This is a genomic window from Pseudoalteromonas sp. K222D, from assembly GCF_017653575.1.
GTDB classification, from domain to species: domain Bacteria; phylum Pseudomonadota; class Gammaproteobacteria; order Enterobacterales; family Alteromonadaceae; genus Pseudoalteromonas; species Pseudoalteromonas nigrifaciens.
Genome location: NZ_JAGGDL010000029.1, coordinates 28,622 through 47,439, shown reverse-complemented (window position 1 = coordinate 47,439; position 18,818 = coordinate 28,622). Strand labels below are relative to the sequence as shown.

16 protein-coding genes are annotated in these 18,818 nt (G+C 41.0%); 10 read left to right on the top strand and 6 right to left on the bottom strand.

Annotation, left to right across the window (positions count from 1 at the left end; all coding sequences use genetic code 11):
• The first annotated feature begins 410 nt into the window (after positions 1–410).
• From J5X91_RS13620 to cobU, 4 genes are all read left to right on the top strand, one after another.
• The gene (locus J5X91_RS13620) at positions 411–1,031 is read left to right on the top strand and encodes a histidine phosphatase family protein (protein WP_225741021.1); all 621 of its coding nucleotides are present in this window, start codon (positions 411–413) and stop codon (positions 1,029–1,031) included.
• Between the two features lie 90 nt (positions 1,032–1,121).
• Positions 1,122–2,183, top strand: a complete 1,062-nt coding sequence (cobT, locus tag J5X91_RS13615) for a nicotinate-nucleotide--dimethylbenzimidazole phosphoribosyltransferase (RefSeq protein WP_208835022.1) — start codon at positions 1,122–1,124, stop codon at positions 2,181–2,183.
• Position 2,184: 1 nt separating this feature from the next.
• A complete protein-coding gene (locus J5X91_RS13610) occupies positions 2,185–3,009 on the top strand; it encodes an adenosylcobinamide-GDP ribazoletransferase (RefSeq protein ID WP_208835021.1) in 825 nt (274 codons plus the stop codon).
• Positions 3,006–3,533 carry a bifunctional adenosylcobinamide kinase/adenosylcobinamide-phosphate guanylyltransferase gene (gene cobU, locus J5X91_RS13605; protein WP_208835020.1) on the top strand — a complete coding sequence of 176 codons (528 nt, stop codon included), beginning with the start codon at positions 3,006–3,008 and terminating at the stop codon, positions 3,531–3,533. The genes J5X91_RS13610 and cobU overlap by 4 nt, the downstream gene beginning before the upstream one ends.
• A gap of 87 nt (positions 3,534–3,620) precedes the next feature.
• On the opposite strand, the gene J5X91_RS13600 is transcribed toward cobU, so the two are convergent.
• Positions 3,621–4,148, bottom strand: coding sequence for a sugar O-acetyltransferase (locus J5X91_RS13600; protein WP_011329619.1), 528 nt, complete (start codon positions 4,146–4,148; stop codon positions 3,621–3,623).
• 158 nt (positions 4,149–4,306) lie between these two features.
• Between J5X91_RS13600 and J5X91_RS13595 the strand changes: the two genes are divergently transcribed.
• From J5X91_RS13595 to J5X91_RS13585, 3 genes are all read left to right on the top strand, one after another.
• Positions 4,307–5,071 carry a DeoR family transcriptional regulator gene (locus J5X91_RS13595; RefSeq protein ID WP_086993160.1) on the top strand — a complete coding sequence of 255 codons (765 nt, stop codon included), beginning with the start codon at positions 4,307–4,309 and terminating at the stop codon, positions 5,069–5,071.
• Positions 5,072–5,131: 60 nt separating this feature from the next.
• Complete coding sequence (glmS, locus tag J5X91_RS13590; protein ID WP_208835019.1) at positions 5,132–6,952, top strand: glutamine--fructose-6-phosphate transaminase (isomerizing); 1,821 nt, start codon at positions 5,132–5,134, stop codon at positions 6,950–6,952.
• Between the two features lie 149 nt (positions 6,953–7,101).
• Positions 7,102–8,406, top strand: a complete 1,305-nt coding sequence (locus tag J5X91_RS13585) for a DEAD/DEAH box helicase (RefSeq protein ID WP_089368909.1) — start codon at positions 7,102–7,104, stop codon at positions 8,404–8,406.
• Positions 8,407–8,489: 83 nt separating this feature from the next.
• On the opposite strand, the gene J5X91_RS13580 is transcribed toward J5X91_RS13585, so the two are convergent.
• The 4 genes from J5X91_RS13580 to J5X91_RS13565 all read right to left on the bottom strand — a co-directional run bounded on the left by J5X91_RS13580 (position 8,490) and on the right by J5X91_RS13565 (position 12,020).
• Entirely contained in the window at positions 8,490–8,735 is a 246-nt protein-coding gene (locus J5X91_RS13580) for a DUF3297 family protein (protein WP_172459242.1), read from the bottom strand.
• A 157-nt stretch (positions 8,736–8,892) separates the two neighbouring features.
• Positions 8,893–11,142 (bottom strand): ribonuclease R, encoded by a 2,250-nt coding sequence (rnr, locus tag J5X91_RS13575; RefSeq protein ID WP_208835018.1) that lies wholly within the window; start codon positions 11,140–11,142, stop codon positions 8,893–8,895.
• A 271-nt stretch (positions 11,143–11,413) separates the two neighbouring features.
• A complete protein-coding gene (locus tag J5X91_RS13570; protein ID WP_007377377.1) occupies positions 11,414–11,623 on the bottom strand; it encodes a cold-shock protein in 210 nt (69 codons plus the stop codon).
• Between the two features lie 187 nt (positions 11,624–11,810).
• Positions 11,811–12,020, bottom strand: a complete 210-nt coding sequence (locus tag J5X91_RS13565; protein ID WP_011329603.1) for a cold-shock protein — start codon at positions 12,018–12,020, stop codon at positions 11,811–11,813.
• Between the two features lie 439 nt (positions 12,021–12,459).
• On the opposite strand from J5X91_RS13565, the gene J5X91_RS13560 reads away from it, so the two are divergent.
• The 3 genes from J5X91_RS13560 (at position 12,460) to J5X91_RS13550 (ending at position 16,702) form a co-directional block, all read left to right on the top strand.
• Complete coding sequence (locus J5X91_RS13560; RefSeq protein ID WP_011329602.1) at positions 12,460–14,049, top strand: alkaline phosphatase; 1,590 nt, start codon at positions 12,460–12,462, stop codon at positions 14,047–14,049.
• Positions 14,050–14,060: 11 nt separating this feature from the next.
• Positions 14,061–15,854: an alkaline phosphatase gene (locus J5X91_RS13555; protein ID WP_197182236.1), complete on the top strand. Its 1,794-nt coding sequence runs from the start codon at positions 14,061–14,063 to the stop codon at positions 15,852–15,854.
• 134 nt (positions 15,855–15,988) lie between these two features.
• Positions 15,989–16,702 carry a hypothetical protein gene (locus J5X91_RS13550; protein ID WP_208835017.1) on the top strand — a complete coding sequence of 238 codons (714 nt, stop codon included), beginning with the start codon at positions 15,989–15,991 and terminating at the stop codon, positions 16,700–16,702.
• Here J5X91_RS13550 and J5X91_RS13545 read toward each other — a convergent pair.
• Positions 16,677–18,569, bottom strand: a complete 1,893-nt coding sequence (locus tag J5X91_RS13545; RefSeq protein ID WP_192531613.1) for a monovalent cation:proton antiporter-2 (CPA2) family protein — start codon at positions 18,567–18,569, stop codon at positions 16,677–16,679. The genes J5X91_RS13550 and J5X91_RS13545 overlap by 26 nt on opposite strands.
• Positions 18,570–18,818: the final 249 nt, after the last annotated feature.

Genomic DNA, 18,818 nt, shown 5'->3' with positions numbered 1-18,818 from the left:
ATGTGAAAGTAGGACATTGCCAGGCTCCAAATTGTAGAAAGCCCGACTAGAAATAGTCGGGCTTTTTTACGTCTGCAGAAAAGTGAAATGTGGGTGAATAATGTACACAAGTCTCCCGCGTAGGTTGGGCGAGCGTAGCGACACCCGACACTCAAATCATAAAAACATCACCACTAGCCAATGAATGTGGTGCATTTGCACTGTGATTTTCTACCGCTGTGGGCACTACGACATTTTACAGCGTTGTCGCTACGAAGTAGCGCGCCGACTCCAAATCGAGATAGCCCGATTGAAAATAATCGGTTTTTTTACGTCTGCAGAAAAGTAAAATTCAAGTCATTAATAAGTAAAACTCAAAGATAAAAAAATACTATGCTGATAAACTCAAAGTACATTTATTTTAGACTTGTATGAGCATGACAGCATTTTCTAGCCGAGTTTATTTACTGCGACATGGTGAGCTTACGACTAAAGATGTTTTAGCGGGGCATACCGATTTTATATTGAGTAAAAAAGGGTTTGAGCAGTTAAATATCGCCTGTGGCAGGTTAGCAAATATTGATTTAGTTACCTCATCGTCTTTAAAGCGCTGTAGTGAGTTTGCTCGGCAATTTTGTGATTTTAATAAAATACCACTGAATATAACCGACGATATTAAAGAGTTTAACTTTGGTGATTGGGATGGCCAAAGCTATGATGAACTGTGGCAGCATACTAAAACACCGACAATTGGTGACTTTTGGCAAAGCCCTTGGCTCGTGACGCCACCTAACGGTGAAAGCATGGCTCATTTTTATCAGCGCATAACAACGTGGTGGCAGCAATTATTAGTTAATACTATTTGCCAAGGTACTCGCTCACAACTTGTAATTACGCATGCAGGAGTAATAAAGCAATTACTCGCTATTATTTGTCAGGTGCCAAAACAGTTAAATTATCAAAATATATTTACTGTGGGTTATGGCAAGGTTATTTGTATCGATATATTTTTTGATGAAAATGGCCAAGCTTGGCCTAAAATTATTTTTTAAAAACGCCTGATCCTCTTTTATCACAACGATATCAGTTGTGGGATTTAGCAGTTATCTTTTTACTTTTTTGAAAACGTGAGTTGCTACACAATGTTTAAAATAGCCCCTTTGAATAATCAATTTGACCACCTTATTCACAATAAAATAAATAATAAAACCAAACCCCTAGGGGCACTAGGTCAGCTTGAACTGATTGCATTACAGTTAGTAAAAATACTATCTCAAACGATAAAGAGTGACGTTGAATTTACTGCATTTAAAGCTGAGATTTGTACCCCTACTTTAGTTGTTTTTGCTGGAGATCATGGGATTGCAGCGCAAGGAGTATCAATTGCACCGAGTGAAGTAACTGCACAAATGGTCGCTAACTTTGTCGCTGGCGGCGCTGCTATAAATATATTTTGTCAGCAACTTGGCTGGCAACTTGAGGTTGTTGATTGCGGTATATTAGAAAAAAGCCCTGCTAGCAAGGTACATGATTGCCGACTTGGTAATATAACCGCCCCGCTTAACTTACACATGGCCATGAGCACTGCGCAAGTAAAGCAAGGGTTTAGTAATGCTAAGTCACTGGTTTTACAGCTTAAACAACAAGGCTGTAATACATTGGCTATGGGGGAGATGGGAATTGGCAATACCACGAGTGCCGCAGCTATTATGGCAGCAATATTAAATTTACCTGTGACGCAATGTGTGGGTAGAGGCACTGGCGTGAGTGACGAATTAATTGCGCGTAAAATCAATGTTGTTGAGCAAGCATTACAACTGCATAAAGCACACTTGGCTGATCCAATAGCGCTGCTTGCTGCAGTGGGTGGCTTTGAAATTGTGCATATTACCGGTGCAATGCTAGCGGCGGCAGAGCAAGGTATGGCCGTTATTGTTGATGGCTTTATTTGTAGTGCTGCGGCTATGGTTGCGATTAAAATTAACCCTATAGTAAAAGAGTATTTAATTTTTGCTCATTGTTCTAATGAACAAGGCCATCAACAAATGTTAAGCAAGCTTGAAGTTAAACCCTTGCTACAATTAGATTTACGCTTAGGTGAAGGCACTGGCGCAGCATTGAGCTTACCTTTGCTACAAGCCGCTCTTGGCTTTTATAACCACATGGCAAGCTTTGCAGATGCCGGTGTTGAGCAGGTTGTATAATATGAGTGACAGTTCACTTTTAGATACCCCAAATAATAAATTACAAACCAAGGTCACGCAGTGGCAGTTAGTATTATTGGCGATTAGCTTTTTAACCCGCATTCCGGTTGCTTTGCGTTTTAATGTTACTAATACTCACCTTAATCAAGCCAGTCGCTATTTTGCATTAGTAGGTGTGTTACTTGGTGGGTTGTTGGCACTTAGTTACTGTGTTTTTCAGCTGTTGTTACCGCCGTCTTTAAGTGTGTTATTAATGATGGCTTTTGGCTTGCTATTAACTGGCGCGTTTCATGAAGATGGCTGGGCTGATGTGTGGGATGGCTTTGGCGGCGGTTGGCAGGTAGAGCAAAAATTAACTATCATGAAAGATAGCCGTTTGGGTACTTATGGAGCTGCGGCATTATTTATAATATTACTGATTAAGTTTCAGAGTCTAGTATTACTTAGTACTTCGCTCACAGCCATTATAACTGCGATATTGCTGGGTCAGTGTTTAAGTCGGGTAATAGCAACCAGTTTAATTGTGAGCATGGATTACGTGAGTGAGGATGCCACCTCAAAAGTTAAGCCTATAGCTATGCATTTGTCGTTTAACAGCTTAGCTATTTTAACGCTCACTGCAGTCATTTTATTACTGAGTTTAATTTTCTTAAATATTATTGTATGGCAAACAGCGGTGATTATTATTGCCGTGTTGCTCATTTTACGCAGTGTATTAGTACGCTGGTTTAAGCACCAGCTAGGTGGTTATACTGGAGATTGTTTAGGCGCGGCGCAGCAGTTATCTGAGGTGATTATTTACTTAACCTTAGTGGGCTTATTATGAGCAACAACCATGCACTTATTTTAGGCGGTGCCCGCAGTGGTAAAAGTCGTTTTGCTGAACAATTGGCAATGAAGAGTAATAAATCGGTGATTTATCTTGCCACTGCACAGCCTAATGACGATGAAATGCAAGCACGTATAACGCGCCATCAAAAAGACCGCCCAGCAAACTGGCAATTAGTTGAAGAGCCCATAGCGCTTGCCAAACTACTTAAAGCCCATAGTAAAGCTGATAACTGCATATTGGTAGATTGTTTAACGCTATGGCTTACAAACTGTTTATGCCATAGCGACAAGCATTGCTGGCAAACGCAAAAAGCTGAGTTATTAGCTCAACTTAATAGCTTACCAGGGCGAGTTATTTTTGTAAGTAACGAAGTGGGGCACGGTATAGTTCCGCTTGGCGAATTAAGCCGTACATTTGTAGACGAATCTGGCTGGTTACATCAAGCATTAGCTGCGCAGGTTTCCCAAGTTGAGTTTATTATGGCGGGTTTAGCGCTTACATTAAAAAATAAACAATAAACCCCTCCCTTAGAAACACACTGCTTAGTTATATATTGTACAACCTGCAGAGTAGGCTTTGTAGGTTGTTTTTAACGAATTACTGCTTCAAATATCTTTAACTTTAACCGCAGGATTTCCAACCACCACGGTGTTGGCTGCCACATTTTTTGTTACTATCGAGCCCGCTCCAATAACGGCATTATCGCCAATAGTTATTCCAGCTAAAATTATTACGCCTGCACCAACCCATACATTATTACCTATACTAATTGGCTGGCTAAAGTTTTCTTTACTTAATCTTTGCTGTGGATCTAGCGCGTGAGATACAGCTAGCAATTGTACATTAGGGCCTATTAAACAGTCGTTACCAATACTAATGGCCGACTCAGGTAGCGGAGAATCTAAAATGGTGCAGTTAATATTTATAAAGGTACGATCACCAATAATAAGTGTACTACCATAATCGCAGTGAAACCCTGCTTCAATAATTACCTCTTCACCGCAATCAAAAAATAAGCTTTTAATACGCTTTAAATTGCCCTTACTGGGGCTTTTATTAAATAAACGGCAGATATCGCCGGCGAGCTTACGCTGAGTTAAATATTCTTTACTGATACTATTAAATAATTGCATATACTTTACTTTATTCGGCTATTACCCCTAGCTTACCGTATTTTAAGTTTTATTATAATTTGATTAAATTGCTTTATTTTTGCTCGTTCACTTGCCATTTAACTAGTTTCGTTTAAAATTGCGCATCTTTCGAAACGAAACTTAATTGCATATCACTTATGACCAAACGAAACACCCAGCAACGACGTCACAATATATTGGCTCAGGTTAATGAGCTTGGTGAAGTGGTCGTGGAAAAATTAGCTGAGCAGTTTCAAACCTCAGAAGTGACCATTCGAAAAGATTTAACTGCGCTTGAAAAAAGTGGCCTGTTACTGCGCCGTTATGGTGGAGCTATTGCATTACCAAAAGAGATAGTAAGCGATGAGATTGATTCTAAGCGTAAAGTGGCTATAGCCAAGGCTGCAGCCGCACTGATCAAAGATCATAACCGCATTATTATTGATAGCGGGCGCACTACAGCAGCAATGATCCCAGAGCTTGCAAGTAAACAAGGCCTAGTTGTAATGACGAATGCTATTAAAGTTGCTAATCGCTTGCTAGCGCTCGAAAACGAGCCAACATTATTGATGACCGGTGGGACATGGGATCCGCATTCAGAATCGTTTCAGGGGCAAGTTGCAGAAAGCGTACTATGCTCTTACGACTTTGATCAGCTATTTATTGGTGCCGATGGCATAGACGTAAAGCGCGGTACTACTACCTTTAACGAACTAGTTGGCTTAAGCCAAGTAATGGCAAAAGCAGCACGTGAAGTTATAGTGATGGTTGAATCAGATAAAATTGGCCGAAAAATCCCAAATTTAGAATTACCGTGGCAAATAGTAACCACCTTAATAACCGACAATGGCTTAGCAGACGATAAACGCAAAGCAATTGAGGCATGTGGTGTAAAACTAATTTGTGCAGAGATTATGGAATAGCCCGTTAACTTGAATTCAGGTTATAAGCGGGCAAATATTTAAAAAATTAATGGAGACACTATGTGTGGAATAGTTGGGGCAGTTGCAGAACGTCCAGTAAATAAAATTTTAGTTGAAGGCCTTAAACGCCTTGAGTACCGTGGTTACGATTCAGCAGGCGTAGCACTGCTTGATGGCAACACCCTTAAAACTGTAAAAGCAGTTGGTAAAGTAGTAAACCTAGAATCGGCACTTGAGCAATCAGGTGTTAGCGGCCATACAGGTATTGCACACACTCGCTGGGCTACTCACGGTAGTGTAACTGAAGCCAATGCACATCCACATGTTTCAAGCGGCCAGCTAGCACTAGTACACAATGGCATCATCGAAAATCACGTAAGCTTGCGCGCCGCATTAAAAGGCGACGGTTACGAATTTTTATCAGACACCGACACCGAAGTTATGGTGCACTTAATTCACCAACTTCGTCAGCAACACAAAACCTTACTCGCATCAGTACAAGCTGCCGTTAAGCAATTTGAAGGTGCATTTGGTACAGTTGTATTTGATAAAGACAACAGCAACGAAATTATTGTAGCGCGCTCAGGCAGCCCACTTGTTATAGGTTTAGGGCTTGGCGAAAACTTTATTGCCTCTGATCAATTGGCACTACTACCGGTTACTCGCAGCTTTATATTTTTAGAAGAAGGCGACGTAGCACGTATTACACGTGACACAGTAGAAATTTTTGATGCCGATGGCAACGCTGTAGAGCGTGAAGTGGTTGAATCAAACATCACTCAAGATGCATCAGGCAAAGGCGATTACCGCCATTACATGCTAAAAGAAATTTACGAGCAGCCACTTGCTGTACGTAATACCCTTGAAGGGCGTTTAAACAACGACCGCGTATCAATTGACGCTTTTGGCGACAGTGCACAACAAATATTTAAAGATGTAAAACACGTACAAATTATTGCCTGTGGTACGTCTTACCATTCGGGTATGGTTGCACGTTACTGGCTTGAGCAATTTGCAGGCGTAAGCTGTAATGTAGAAATTGCCTCAGAATTTCGCTACCGCCAGTCGTTTGTACACGAAAAAAGCCTACTAGTAACTATTTCACAATCAGGCGAAACAGCCGATACACTTGCTGCACTGCGTTTAGCAAAGCAACAAGGTTACATGGCGTCAATGACCATTTGTAACGTACCTGGCTCATCACTTGTTCGCGAATCAGACCTTGCCTTTATGACCAAAGCCGGCGCCGAAATTGGCGTAGCATCTACTAAAGCGTTTACTACGCAATTAGTTGGTTTGTTAATGCTTACTGCGTCTATAGCACAAGAAAAAGGCCTTGATCAAAGCGCAATTGTTAATGCAATTAAAGTATTACCTGCGAAATTAGAAGAAACTTTACAGCTTGCAGATAGCATTGCCGAGTTAGCAGAAGAGTTTGCCGACAAGCAGCATTCACTATTTTTAGGCCGTGGTTCACAATACCCAATTGCAATGGAAGGCGCGCTTAAGCTTAAAGAAATTTCGTACATTCACGCAGAAGCCTACGCTGCAGGCGAGCTTAAACATGGTCCACTCGCGCTTATTGACGCCGACATGCCGATTATTGTTGTAGCACCTAATAACGAACTGCTAGAAAAACTTAAATCAAACGTAGAAGAAGTACGTGCTCGTGGTGGTATTATTTACGTATTCGCAGATAAAGATTCTCACTTTGAATCTGACAACACCATGCGTGTTATCAACGTAAATCACACTGACGATATTATTGCGCCAATTGTTTACACCTTACCATTACAGCTACTGTCGTACTACGTAGCGGTAATTAAAGGTACTGATGTTGACCAACCACGTAACTTAGCTAAATCTGTTACTGTTGAATAACAAGAAGTTAGTGTTATAAGATAAAAAAGACGCGAAAGCGTCTTTTTTTTGCCAGTAACTAAATGCGATTTAAATCACTAACCCCTACTTAATAAGCGTTAAATACGCTAAAATTGCAGGCTAATTTTTAGCAATGAGCCCACACCTTTATGACCTCAGCCACAAGCCCTAGCACTTTTAACGAACTTGGCCTTATTCCAGAGCTACTCGCTCGTTTAACCGATTTGGAATATACCCAACCTACGCCAATTCAAGCTAAGGCTATACCTAGTGTACTTGCAGGCAGTGATTTAATTGCTGGGGCAAATACAGGCTCAGGTAAAACAGCAACGTTTGCGCTGCCAATGCTACAAAAAATGTTCCTTGAACAAGGTAGTAAAAGCGCAGCCAGCAAAGGTAATTTTGTAACGGGGCTTATTTTAGTACCTACTCGTGAGCTTGCTACTCAAGTAGCCGATAGCGTTAAATCGTATTCTGCTAACTTTAATGGCGCAATTAAAACGATTGCTGTGTTTGGTGGTGTATCGGTTAATACACAAATGCAGGCACTTCGTGGTGGCGCTGATATTATAGTGGCAACACCAGGGCGCTTACTCGATTTAATCTCAAGCAATGCTATTAAGCTCGATAAACTAAATACACTCGTGCTTGATGAAGCCGACCGTATGCTAAGCCTTGGCTTTACCGAAGAGCTTGCTGAGTTATTAGCGTTAATGCCTGCTAAAAAACAAACTATGTTATTTTCAGCAACTTTCCCAGAGCAAGTTAAGCTATTAACACAAGATTTATTAAACGACCCTGTTGAAATACAAGTTCAAAGCAAAGACGAAAGCACTTTAGTACAGCGTGTATTTAGCGTTAATAAAGGCGAGAAAACCACTGTTTTAGCGCATTTAATTAAAACCCATAAATGGCGCCAAGCACTGATTTTTGTTAATGCTAAAAAAGATTGTGAACACTTAGCGCAAAAGCTTGAAAAGCGCGGTGTTAATGCACAAGTTTTTCATGGCGATAAAGGCCAAAGTGAACGTACCCGCGTAATAGAAAAGTTTAAAGCAGGCGAAATTGAAGTGCTAATAGCAACTGATATTGCAGCACGTGGTTTAGATATTGAAAAGCTGCCAGTGGTTATTAACTTTAATCTACCACGCAGCCCTGCTGATTATATGCACCGTATTGGCCGCAGCGGCCGTGCAGGTGAAGTGGGTTTAGCGCTTTCATTAGTTGATTATGAAGATTTACATCACTTTAAAATAATTGAGAAGAAAAACAAACTACGTCTTGAGCGCGAGCAAGTGGCAGGCTTTGCAGTGAACCAAGCGAATGTTGATGCCGCACAGGCGCTTAAAAACGAAAAGCCAATGGCAAAACCCGAAGGCACGGGCAAGAAAAAGAATAAAAAAGCAGATCTTGAAGACGATGTTTGGGCTGGTTGGCGAGGTAAATCTAAGTAACCGGAGTTCAAGTTAAGTAATTAGAGTAAACATTGATCTAAAAAGCCGACGTTACGTCGGCTTCTTTGTGCTGCATCAGTATTTTATTTATAAAATACGTCTACAGTACCTTTTACTTTTATAAGTAATGGTTGGCCACGACGATCTAGCGCTTTAGGTGCGGCAACTTTGATCCAGCTTTCGCTGATGCAGTATTCTTCAACGTCAAAACGCTCTTTGCCGTTCAGAGTTACACCAATTTCATGTTCGAATACTTCTTCTACATAAAACTTGCTGCGTGGATTAATCGAAAGTTGGTCTGGTAACTCTGGTTTATTTGTATCAGTCATAATTGTGATCTGCATTGAATAGATAGTGCGCTATTGTAGGCAATACAGGTGTTATGCTCAAGCACGACAACAATAAATGCTAATAAAGTTAGCTATTAAATTTCACAGTTAAGCGCGGCGGTTTAAATTAATAACTAACAGTGCAGCTTGTCTGCAATTAATGAAACGTTAAACTAGCCAGTGAAAAGCTCATTTTACGTTGGCGTAAGTCAATACTTTTTAAGGTCACATTCACACGCTCACCAATAGTAAATTTTTGTTTGCTGTTGCTCCACTGTTGTTTGGCAGCATTAAATACAAACTCACCTTGGCTGAAGCTACTCACCGCTACTAAACCCTCAACGCCTGTGCAGTCTAGCTCAACAAAAAAACCAGCGCTTGATACACCACTAATAGTGGCGGTAAATGTATCGCCAAGGTATTTTTCCATATAGCTACATTTTAAGGCGCTTTCTACTTCACGGCTAATATCGTTGGCTTTGCGCGATTGTGCTGAGCAATGCAAGCTTAATGTTTCTATACTTTCAAGGTTATAAGGGTATGCCTTTTTAGCTAACTTGCTAACGTTAGACGCTTTATTAGCAAACACATTTAAGAAGCTTATCGCCCGCTGTAAACCATTTTGCTGCTTAGCCTGAATTTTGGCGCGAATTGCACGATGGGTTACTAAATCTGCATAGCGACGAATTGGCGAGGTAAAGTGAGCGTAAGCATCGTATGCTAGGCCAAAGTGACCTTGGTTATTAGCCGAGTATTCGGCTTGCGATTGTGAGCGCAGTAATAAAGTACGGATCACGCTGGCATCGCTGCGCTGACTAATGTTATTTAGTAGTTTATTGTAATCGGCTGGCGTTGGCTTATCACCGCCGCCAAGCTGCAGTCTTTTTTCGGCCAGTAGCGCCCGTAGCGTTTGTAGCTTTTTCTGTTGTGGCCCTGCATGTACTCTAAATAATCCGGGGATTTGGTGTTTATCTAAAAACTGTGCGGTACACACGTTAGCGCACAGCATAAATTCTTCAATCATGCGGTGTGCGTCATTGCGCTCTATTGGATCAATACTGGTAATTTTTTGATTTTTATTCAGATTAAGCTTGAGCTCTTGCGTATCAAAGTCAATAGCGCCGCGAAGTTTGCGCGCTGCGCTTAAATCTAAATAAAGATAATGCAAATTTTTAATCAGTGGCGACACATCAGCATTCAATTCGGCTAATTGTTTAGCTGAGCTAGAACTAGGTTTAGCGATGACAGCATGTGCTTGTGTGTAGGTTAGCCTTGCATGTGAGTGGATCAGCCCCTCTGTAAAATTAGCTTGAGTCACTTGACCATCTTGGCTAATGGTCATATCACACACTAATACCAGGCGATCTTCATGTGGGTTTAACGAGCACAGGCCATTTGATAATGCTTCTGGCAGCATAGGAACAACTTGTCCCGGGCAATAAATAGAGGTGGCGCGTTGTTGCGCTTCTATATCTAACACATCATTGGATTTTACATAATGCGACACATCGGCAATAGCGACCAGTAAACGCCAGTTTCCTTGCTCTGTTCTTTCGCAGTATACGGCGTCGTCAAAATCTTTTGCGTCTTCGCCATCAATAGTAACAAACGGAAACAAGCGGTAATCTACACGCGCTAATTTATCTTGCTCGGTTACTTCATTACCAAGTGAACTTGCTTGTGCTAGTAAATCCTTGCTCCAGCTATCTGCAACACCATGACGACGCAGCGCAAGCTTTGTTTCCATACCTGCAGAGTGAGGCAGACCAAGTACTTCGGTTATTTGCACTTGAGTTGCATGGCGAAAAGTAGGGTACTGGGTAATTTTAGTGTTTACATACTGGCCCACACTGGTGTTTGCTAATTGGCACTGCGCTACTTGCACTTTTTGTGGGCATTTAGTGTTATTGGCTACTAGCACGTAGTCTGTGCCTTGGCGCTTTAATATACCGGCTAAATGGGTGGTTTTATGCTCAATAATTTTTATTAATTTATTGTTTGAGCGTTTATGACTAGCGGCTTCTTGTAGTATTTGTACTATATCGCCTTCAAATACGTGAGCTAACTGGTTCTTAGCGATAAATAAATCTTTTTCGCTGGCGCTATAATTAACGAAACCAAAGCCATCTGCATGTAGGGTAATTACACCACTCACAAGTAAGGCTTGATCAATAACTTGGTAACCTTTGTGTTGGCTAAACATAAGTTGGCCATCGCGTTCCATGGCGCGTAAACGCCTTCTGAGGGCTTCTTTTTGCTCAGCATTTTTTAGCTCTAAGGCATGCGCGATTTGTTCACGGTTAAGGTTTTTTTTCATTTTGCCAAAAAGGCTTAAAATAAATTCACGACCCGGGATCGGGTTGTCATAAATTGGTGATGATAATGGTGCGGTTGGGTTCAAATTCATAAAACTCTCTTAAATTCGCCCAGCGCTTTTACTGTGTATCTACAAACTAGGAATATAAAAGACTTAAGATTGATAAAGATAAGGTGGAATAAAGCATAAGGCGAGACTGACTCGAACAGTGAGTCGAAAATAAATTAAGCTGCATAGTACATACTCAATTTTAAATGTTTAGTAATACCAATTACTTAATGTAAGTGGTAAAAAATTAGCTCACAGACAAATTAATTATATGTGAGCTGTTAATACACTAAAGCGTATTATTTAACAGTGTTTATATACAAACAATGTTTTCGGCTTGTGGGCCTTTTTGACCTTGAGTAACAGTAAACTGTACACGTTGGCCTTCAGCTAAAGTTTTGAAACCGTCGCCAGAGATTGCACTGAAATGTGCAAACACGTCTGCGCCAGATTCTTGCTCGATAAAGCCAAAACCTTTTGCTTCGTTAAACCATTTTACTGAACCAGTAGTTGTATTAGACATAATATGTATCCTAAAAAATTAATATAAGTGTGCCTGAAAAGAGGCGATTGAGCCGGAAAAAATAGTTAACTTGAGGATAACGCGTAGGATTATTACTAAAACAACTCGGTACTAACAAATAAAACAGAACTTCTTTCAAACTAGTATTCTAAATGGGTTATTGCTAACCCATTAAATTGTTATGCAATTAGATGCAAACAATGTTTTCGGCTTGTGGGCCTTTTTGACCTTGAGTAACAGTAAACTGTACACGTTGGCCTTCAGCTAAAGTTTTGAAACCGTCGCCTGAAATTGCACTGAAATGTGCAAACACGTCTGCGCCAGATTCTTGCTCGATAAAGCCAAAACCTTTTGCTTCGTTAAAAAATTTTACTGTACCAGTTGTAGTATTAGACATAATAGTATCCTAAGAATTAATAAAAGTGTGCCTTAAAATAGGCAATTTAACAGGGAGAAAACAAGCATATAACTGAGGATAACGCGCAGGATTATTACTAATAACAACGTGGTACTTACAAATAAGCTGGGTTTTCAATCAACCCGATGCAGGCATGTTAGAGTAAGTTAAAACATGTAGCAAGCTTTATATAATTAAAAGTTATATAAAACGGCATGATTATTTTATATCCTTTTGTAAATTAAGGGTTTTATTTTTTAACTTTGTTTTGCATTTTTGATGTGTTTTGATTTTATAGTAGTTACATTCATAAATTTAGTCATTTAACTTTCATAAAAATTACCTTTATTAGTCATATCTATTTTTTATAGTGCAGCGGTTGATCTTTTTGTGGTCACACATTTTTTAAAAAATAATCACTAAATAATGGGAATTATGGATGAAAATTAAAAAAGTTGCTGCGGCAATAGCGCTAACATTTGCGTTTAACGCAGCTAGTTATGCCAATGTATTACCGCAAAGCCAAAAAGACAGCAGTTGGTATAGTGCTGCGCAAACAAAATTAACAACAAAAACTACCCAAGCGCAGAGTGTTAAAGCCACCAAAGCTAAAAACGTAATTTTATTTGTTGGTGATGGTATGGGGGTATCAACGCTAACCGCCGCACGTATTTTACAAGGACAACGCAATAACCAATCGGGGGAGGAGGGTTACTTAAGCTTTGAGGCATTTCCGTATTCCGCACAAGTTAAAACCTATAACGTAGATGCACAAACTCCCGATTCTGCGGGCACTATGACTGCGATGATCTCGGGTGTAAAAACCGATGTTGGCGTAATAGGTGTTGACGAAAATATAGAGCGTGGGATGTGTTCAACAGTTGCGGGCAACGAGTTACTAACAGCAACAGAGCTGGCAGAAATTAAAGGCCTAGCAACTGGGGTTATTTCAACAGCGCGAATTACCCATGCAACGCCTGCAGCAACGTATGCTAAATCGGCCGATCGTAACTGGGAAGATATTTCAGACATGCCAGAGGATGCAATTGCAGCTGGCTGTGAAGATATTGCCTCGCAACTAATTAACTTTGAAAAAAACCTAGAGGCGCGTTTTGTTGGTACTGATATAGATGGCCTTGATGTTGTTATGGGCGGCGGACGTCGGCACTTTTTACCCAAAAACGTAGCAGCTAATTCAACAGACGCAGTAAGCGCAATAGAAGGGGATCGTACCGATAATCGTAATTTGATTAGTGAATGGCAAGCGCAATACCCTACTGCAACGTATGTTATGGACCAAACCGGCTTTGATAATATTGCCGATGACGCTACTAAAGTATTTGGCTTATTTAACGAATCCCACATGCAATACGAAGCAGACCGCGCAAACGATATTGCTGGCGAGCCTTCACTTACCGATATGACTACTAAAGCAATTGAAGTGCTGGGCAAAAACGACAAAGGCTTTTTCTTAACCGTTGAATCGGGTCGTATTGATCACGCGCACCATGCGGGCAATGCCTATAATGCACTTAACGACACAATAGAGTTGGCCAAAGCGGTACAAGCTGCGGTTGATAACACCAATCCAGAAGAAACCCTCATTTTAGTCACTGCCGATCACAGTCATGTATTTACTATTGCGGGCTATCCCAAACGCGGCAACCCTATTTTAGGTCAAGTTGTGGCCGTGGGCGAAACAGCCCCCAGCCTAGCTGCCGATAACAAGCCCTATACCACAGTTGGTTACGCCAATGGTTTAGGGTTTAGAAACTTAGGTGATGAAACAGATGCCGATGCAAGCTATGCAAGTGCTGCTGTGGCAGGGCGCGTTGAGTTACAAGGGATTGATACAACAACCCCTGGTTTTCATCAAGAAACAACAGTGCCATTGGCCTCGGAAACACACGCAGGTGAAGACATTTCATTGCATGCAACAGGCCCCGGTGCTCAGCTTGCACAAGGCGTAATTGAGCAAAATGTAGTGTTTCATATAATTAATCAAGCTCTTGAACTAACTCAGCAATAATGGCGGCTAACATGAAAAAATTAACGGTACTTTCTTTAGCAGTAACTCTTGCACTAACGGGTTGCTCAAGTGACAGCGATAAAAACCAAAATAGTATATTAACTGTCAATAACGTAATTGCTGTCGGGTCTGAGCAATGTGTTAACGGCGGAGTAACAACACAAACAGGCGAAGATACCAACGGTAATGGAATATTAGAAAGCAGTGAGGCTACATCAAGTAACTTAGTATGTAATGCACCAGCTACGTCGCTTAGCAGCGAGCAGTTAGCATCGCTTACTAGTAATGCTTGGTTTAGCGATGCACAAACCAAGTTAGCAACCACAAAAACAGCAAATGCGAGCATAGTGACTGAGTCAGGCAAGGCTAAAAATATTATTTTATTTGTTGGCGATGGTATGGGAATTTCGACAATAACTGCAGCGCGTATTTTAGCCGGGCAGTTAGAAGGTGAAATGGGTGAGGAGCATCAATTAAGCTTTGAAACTATGCCGTATTCAGGTTTTGTAAAAACCTATAACGTAGATGCACAAACGCCCGATTCGGCCGGCACTATGACCGCAATGGCCTCAGGGGTTAAAACCGATGTGGGTGTTATTGGTATTGATGAAGCGGTTGAGCGTGGTAATTGTGTGTCGGGCAAAGGACATGAGCTAGTTACCTCACTAGAGCTTGCTGAAATTGCGGGTAAAGCGACCGGTATTATTTCAACTGCCCGCATTACTCATGCAACACCTGCGGCTATGTACGCAAAATCGGCCGATCGTAACTGGGAAGATATTTCTGATATGCCCGCGAGCGAGTCAGCTAATTGTGAAGATATTGCATCGCAACTGGTTAACTTTGAGGCCAACCTAAAAGCGCGCTTTAATGGTGTTGATGTAGATGGCATTGATGTTGTTATGGGTGGCGGGCGTCGTCATTTTTTACCAAAAGATGCTGCGTTTAATTCAGCCGATGCAGTAAGTGCAGTTGAAGGGGATCGTACTGATAATCGTAATTTAATTAGTGAATGGAAAACGCAATATCCAAATGGTACTTACGTAATGGATCAAACCGGTTTTGATGCAATTAGCGATGATGCTACTAAAGTATTTGGGCTGTTTAACGAATCTCACATGCAGTACGAAGCAGACCGCGCAAATGATATTGCTGGCGAGCCTTCGCTTTCACAAATGACCGAAAAAGCCATAAATGTACTGGGCAAAAACGACAAAGGGTTTTTCTTAACCGTTGAGTCGGGTCGTATTGATCACGCGCACCATGCGGGTAATGCATATAACGCTTTAAACGACACCATTGAATTGGCAAAAGCAGTTAAAGTTGCGGTTGATAACACCAATCCAGAGGAAACGCTTATTGTTGTAACAGCCGATCACAGCCATGTATTTACCATTGCGGGTTACCCTAAACGCGGTAATCCTATTTTAGGTAAAGTGGTGGGCGTAGGCGAAACAACGCCAAGCCTAGCGGCCGATGATATGCCATATACAACGCTAGGTTATACCAATGGTGGTGGTTTTAGAAACCTCGGTAGCGAAACAGATGCTGACGTAGGTTATAACTTTGCACCAGTAACAGGGCGGGTTGATTTAACCAATGTTGATACTACTACCCCTGGTTTTCATCAAGAAGCGCTGGTACCAATGAGCTCAGAAACACACGCAGGTGAAGATGTTGGCGTATATGCTATAGGCCCTGGTGCGCACTTAGTGACAGGCACTAATGAGCAAAGCTTTTTATTTCATGTAATGGACTTTGCCGCAGATTTAGTTAAAACAGCAAACGACAAAGTGGCGCAGTAGTAAGTTTATAATTTGTGTGTGCAAAACAACTCGTACTCTGTGCGGGTTGTTTTTATATTATATTTTGTCATAAAACAGCCATTATTTTTAGCTATGTTAAAAGCATAAATTAGAGCATTTAAAAAGAGTACCCAATGAAAAAAGCATTATTAATGATGACCGTATTATTCAGTAGCAGCGCTTTTTCCCAGCAATGCAATGTTAACCCAGCGCTATTAAAAGCAACTTACACTGTAACCAACAATAAAAATAACGAGCCAACAACTCAAGCGCTAACCCTGTGGCGAAACCAGCAACAAGTAGCGCATCAAAACGAAATAACGACCGAACTGTGGCAGCATTTAACTAATAAGCAAATACGGCCAATTCGTTACTTTAATGCTCAGCAGCGGGGTATTGAATACCAACCGTCAGAAGTACGTGGAGTACAAAACTGGAGTGCAAAAAACCAGCTGGTGGATGCGCATTTAATAGCAAAAATGACGTTAGTAAATACTCAGGGTACAGGTTGTGATGAAGTAAAAAACTATGTGTTAAACGAAGCTGAAACTGAGTATAAGCTGGCTTTATTTACACAGTCAAAGTTGGTTAAAACATTTAGTGTCAGCAGTAAAAAAGGCCAAGTAAGCACCTTACTCAGCCTTAATAATGTAAGCCGTAACGAGCAAGCGATAGTTGCTCAGTTTGCTAAATGGGATAACTTTCAAACTACTGACTATGCCGATATAGGCGACAACGAAAACGATCCCTTTTTAGCTAAAATGATTAACCTTGGTTTTATTGAGCATAGCGCCACTGGCTTTTATAACCAGCAGGGGCAAGCTATCCAAGGTGAGCATTATCATTAGATTTTTTGGGCTTGGCAGCGTCCTCTGTTAAGCCCGCAATATAGTCGTTGTCGTCGCAGGTATTTAAATCTTCTTGTGCTTGTTTGTCTTGTTGCAGTACTTGTTTTAAATCTTCCATACGCTGGCGTACAGCTACACCGTAGCTAATATCGTCGCCCCATAATTTTGCTAACTGTAATACACTGGCGCGGTCGTGATCTCTAAATAGCTTACCAGCTCGCTCGGCATCGGGTTTATTGTTACCTAATAACTCGAGCGCTTTAACTGCAAGGCTGATGGCAGAATCAACAGTTTCACGATTAAAGGCATCTACTTTTAAACTAAGTAATTGATAAGCGTGACGACGGTCGATAGCACGTGCAACAATTTTTAACTGCGGGTAGTTTTTTTGCGCAAGCTTAATAATTTCTAATGTTTTATCGGGGTTATCTATAGCCACTACCAGCATTTGCGCTGTTTTTGCGCCTGCGGCTTCAAGTAACTCCTGACGCCCAGCATCACCATAAAATACCGTTTTACCAAAGCGGCGTAATAATTCAATTTGCGTAGGGCTATGATCAAGTACTGTTATTTCGTAACCCTGGGCATGCAGTAAACGCCCCATTACTTGGCCAAAGCGACCGTAGCCCGCAATAATGACATGTTTAGCGCTGCTAATATGCTCGGGTTTATCAAATTCAGGCTTTACGCTGCTATCGCGTTTTTGCAGTTGCTCGTAAAACATTAATAATAAAGGGGCTATTAACATAGAAATAGCCACCACTAAGGTTGTTAATGCGGTTTGTTCGGGCGTTAAAATGCTTAGCGTACTAGTTACACTTAATAATACAAAAGCAAATTCGCCTCCTTGTGCCAAAGCCAGTGTAAATAATAGTTGCTGCTTTTTATTTATTTTAAAGGTAAAAGCCAGCGCAAATAAAATACAGGCTTTAATTACTATCAATAAAACAACTAAGCTAATCACAGTGCTAAATTGATTAAAAAACAGTTCAAAGTTAATCGACGCGCCCACAGTAATAAAAAATAGCCCTAATAGCAGACCTTTAAAAGGCTCTATGTCGGCCTCTAACTCGTGCCTAAATTCACTTTCGGCAAGTACTACGCCAGCTAAAAAGGTACCCAGCGCAGGTGATAAGCCAATACTTTGCATAACTAATGCAATAGCAACCACTAAAAAAAGCGCAAAAATGGTAAATATTTCACGTATATGTGTTTGCGCTATATATCTAAAAATGGGGGCCGATATATATTTACCGCAAACAATAATGGCGGCAATAACAGCAATCGATGCACCTACTTGTTGCCAAACCGGCCAGTTGGCAATAATTGAATCACTAATCTCGGCGTTGCCACTCAGTGGTGCAAATGCGAGTAAGGGTAATAACGCTAAAATAGGAATAATAGCGATATCTTGAAATAGCAGTACAGAAAAAGCATTTTGCCCAGCTTCTTGTTTTAGCCAGCCTTTTTCTTCTAGGCTTTGCAGTACAATAGCGGTAGAGGAAAGCGCCAGCATTAAACCAATGGCAAGGGCTGTTTGCCAATGCATGGCAAACAGCCAATAACAAGATGCAAAAATAACGGCTGCGGTTAACACTACTTGTAAACCACCTAACCCTAAAATTGAGTGGCGTAATGTCCATAAACGTGAAGGTTGCAGCTCTAAACCAACTAAAAATAGCATCATTACTACGCCAAATTCGGCAAAGTGCATTACATCGGTTTGATCGCCAACCATAGCTAAGGCATAAGGGCCAATAAGTATGCCTGCGATTAAATAACCCAGCACCGATCCGAGTCCTACTCGTTTGGCAATAGGCACAGCTACAATTGCTGCCGCTAAGTAAATTAAAGCTATTTCTAACACGTGTTTTTCCTAGGTGAGTTTTTAAACCCAAGTGGTTTGCGTATAAATAGAATGACTGACACGCTTATAAAATACAATAATTTAAGTGGCTAAAAATGCTGTTTTTTTTAAAATTTTACAGCCTTCAAAGTATTATTAACGCTGACATACCCTAGCTCTGCTTTAATCATAATGAGATTTTTTTCAGGATTAACGCGAATGTTACTTAGATCAATCGTTAAGCAGCAAAAAAAGGATGCGTAATGCATC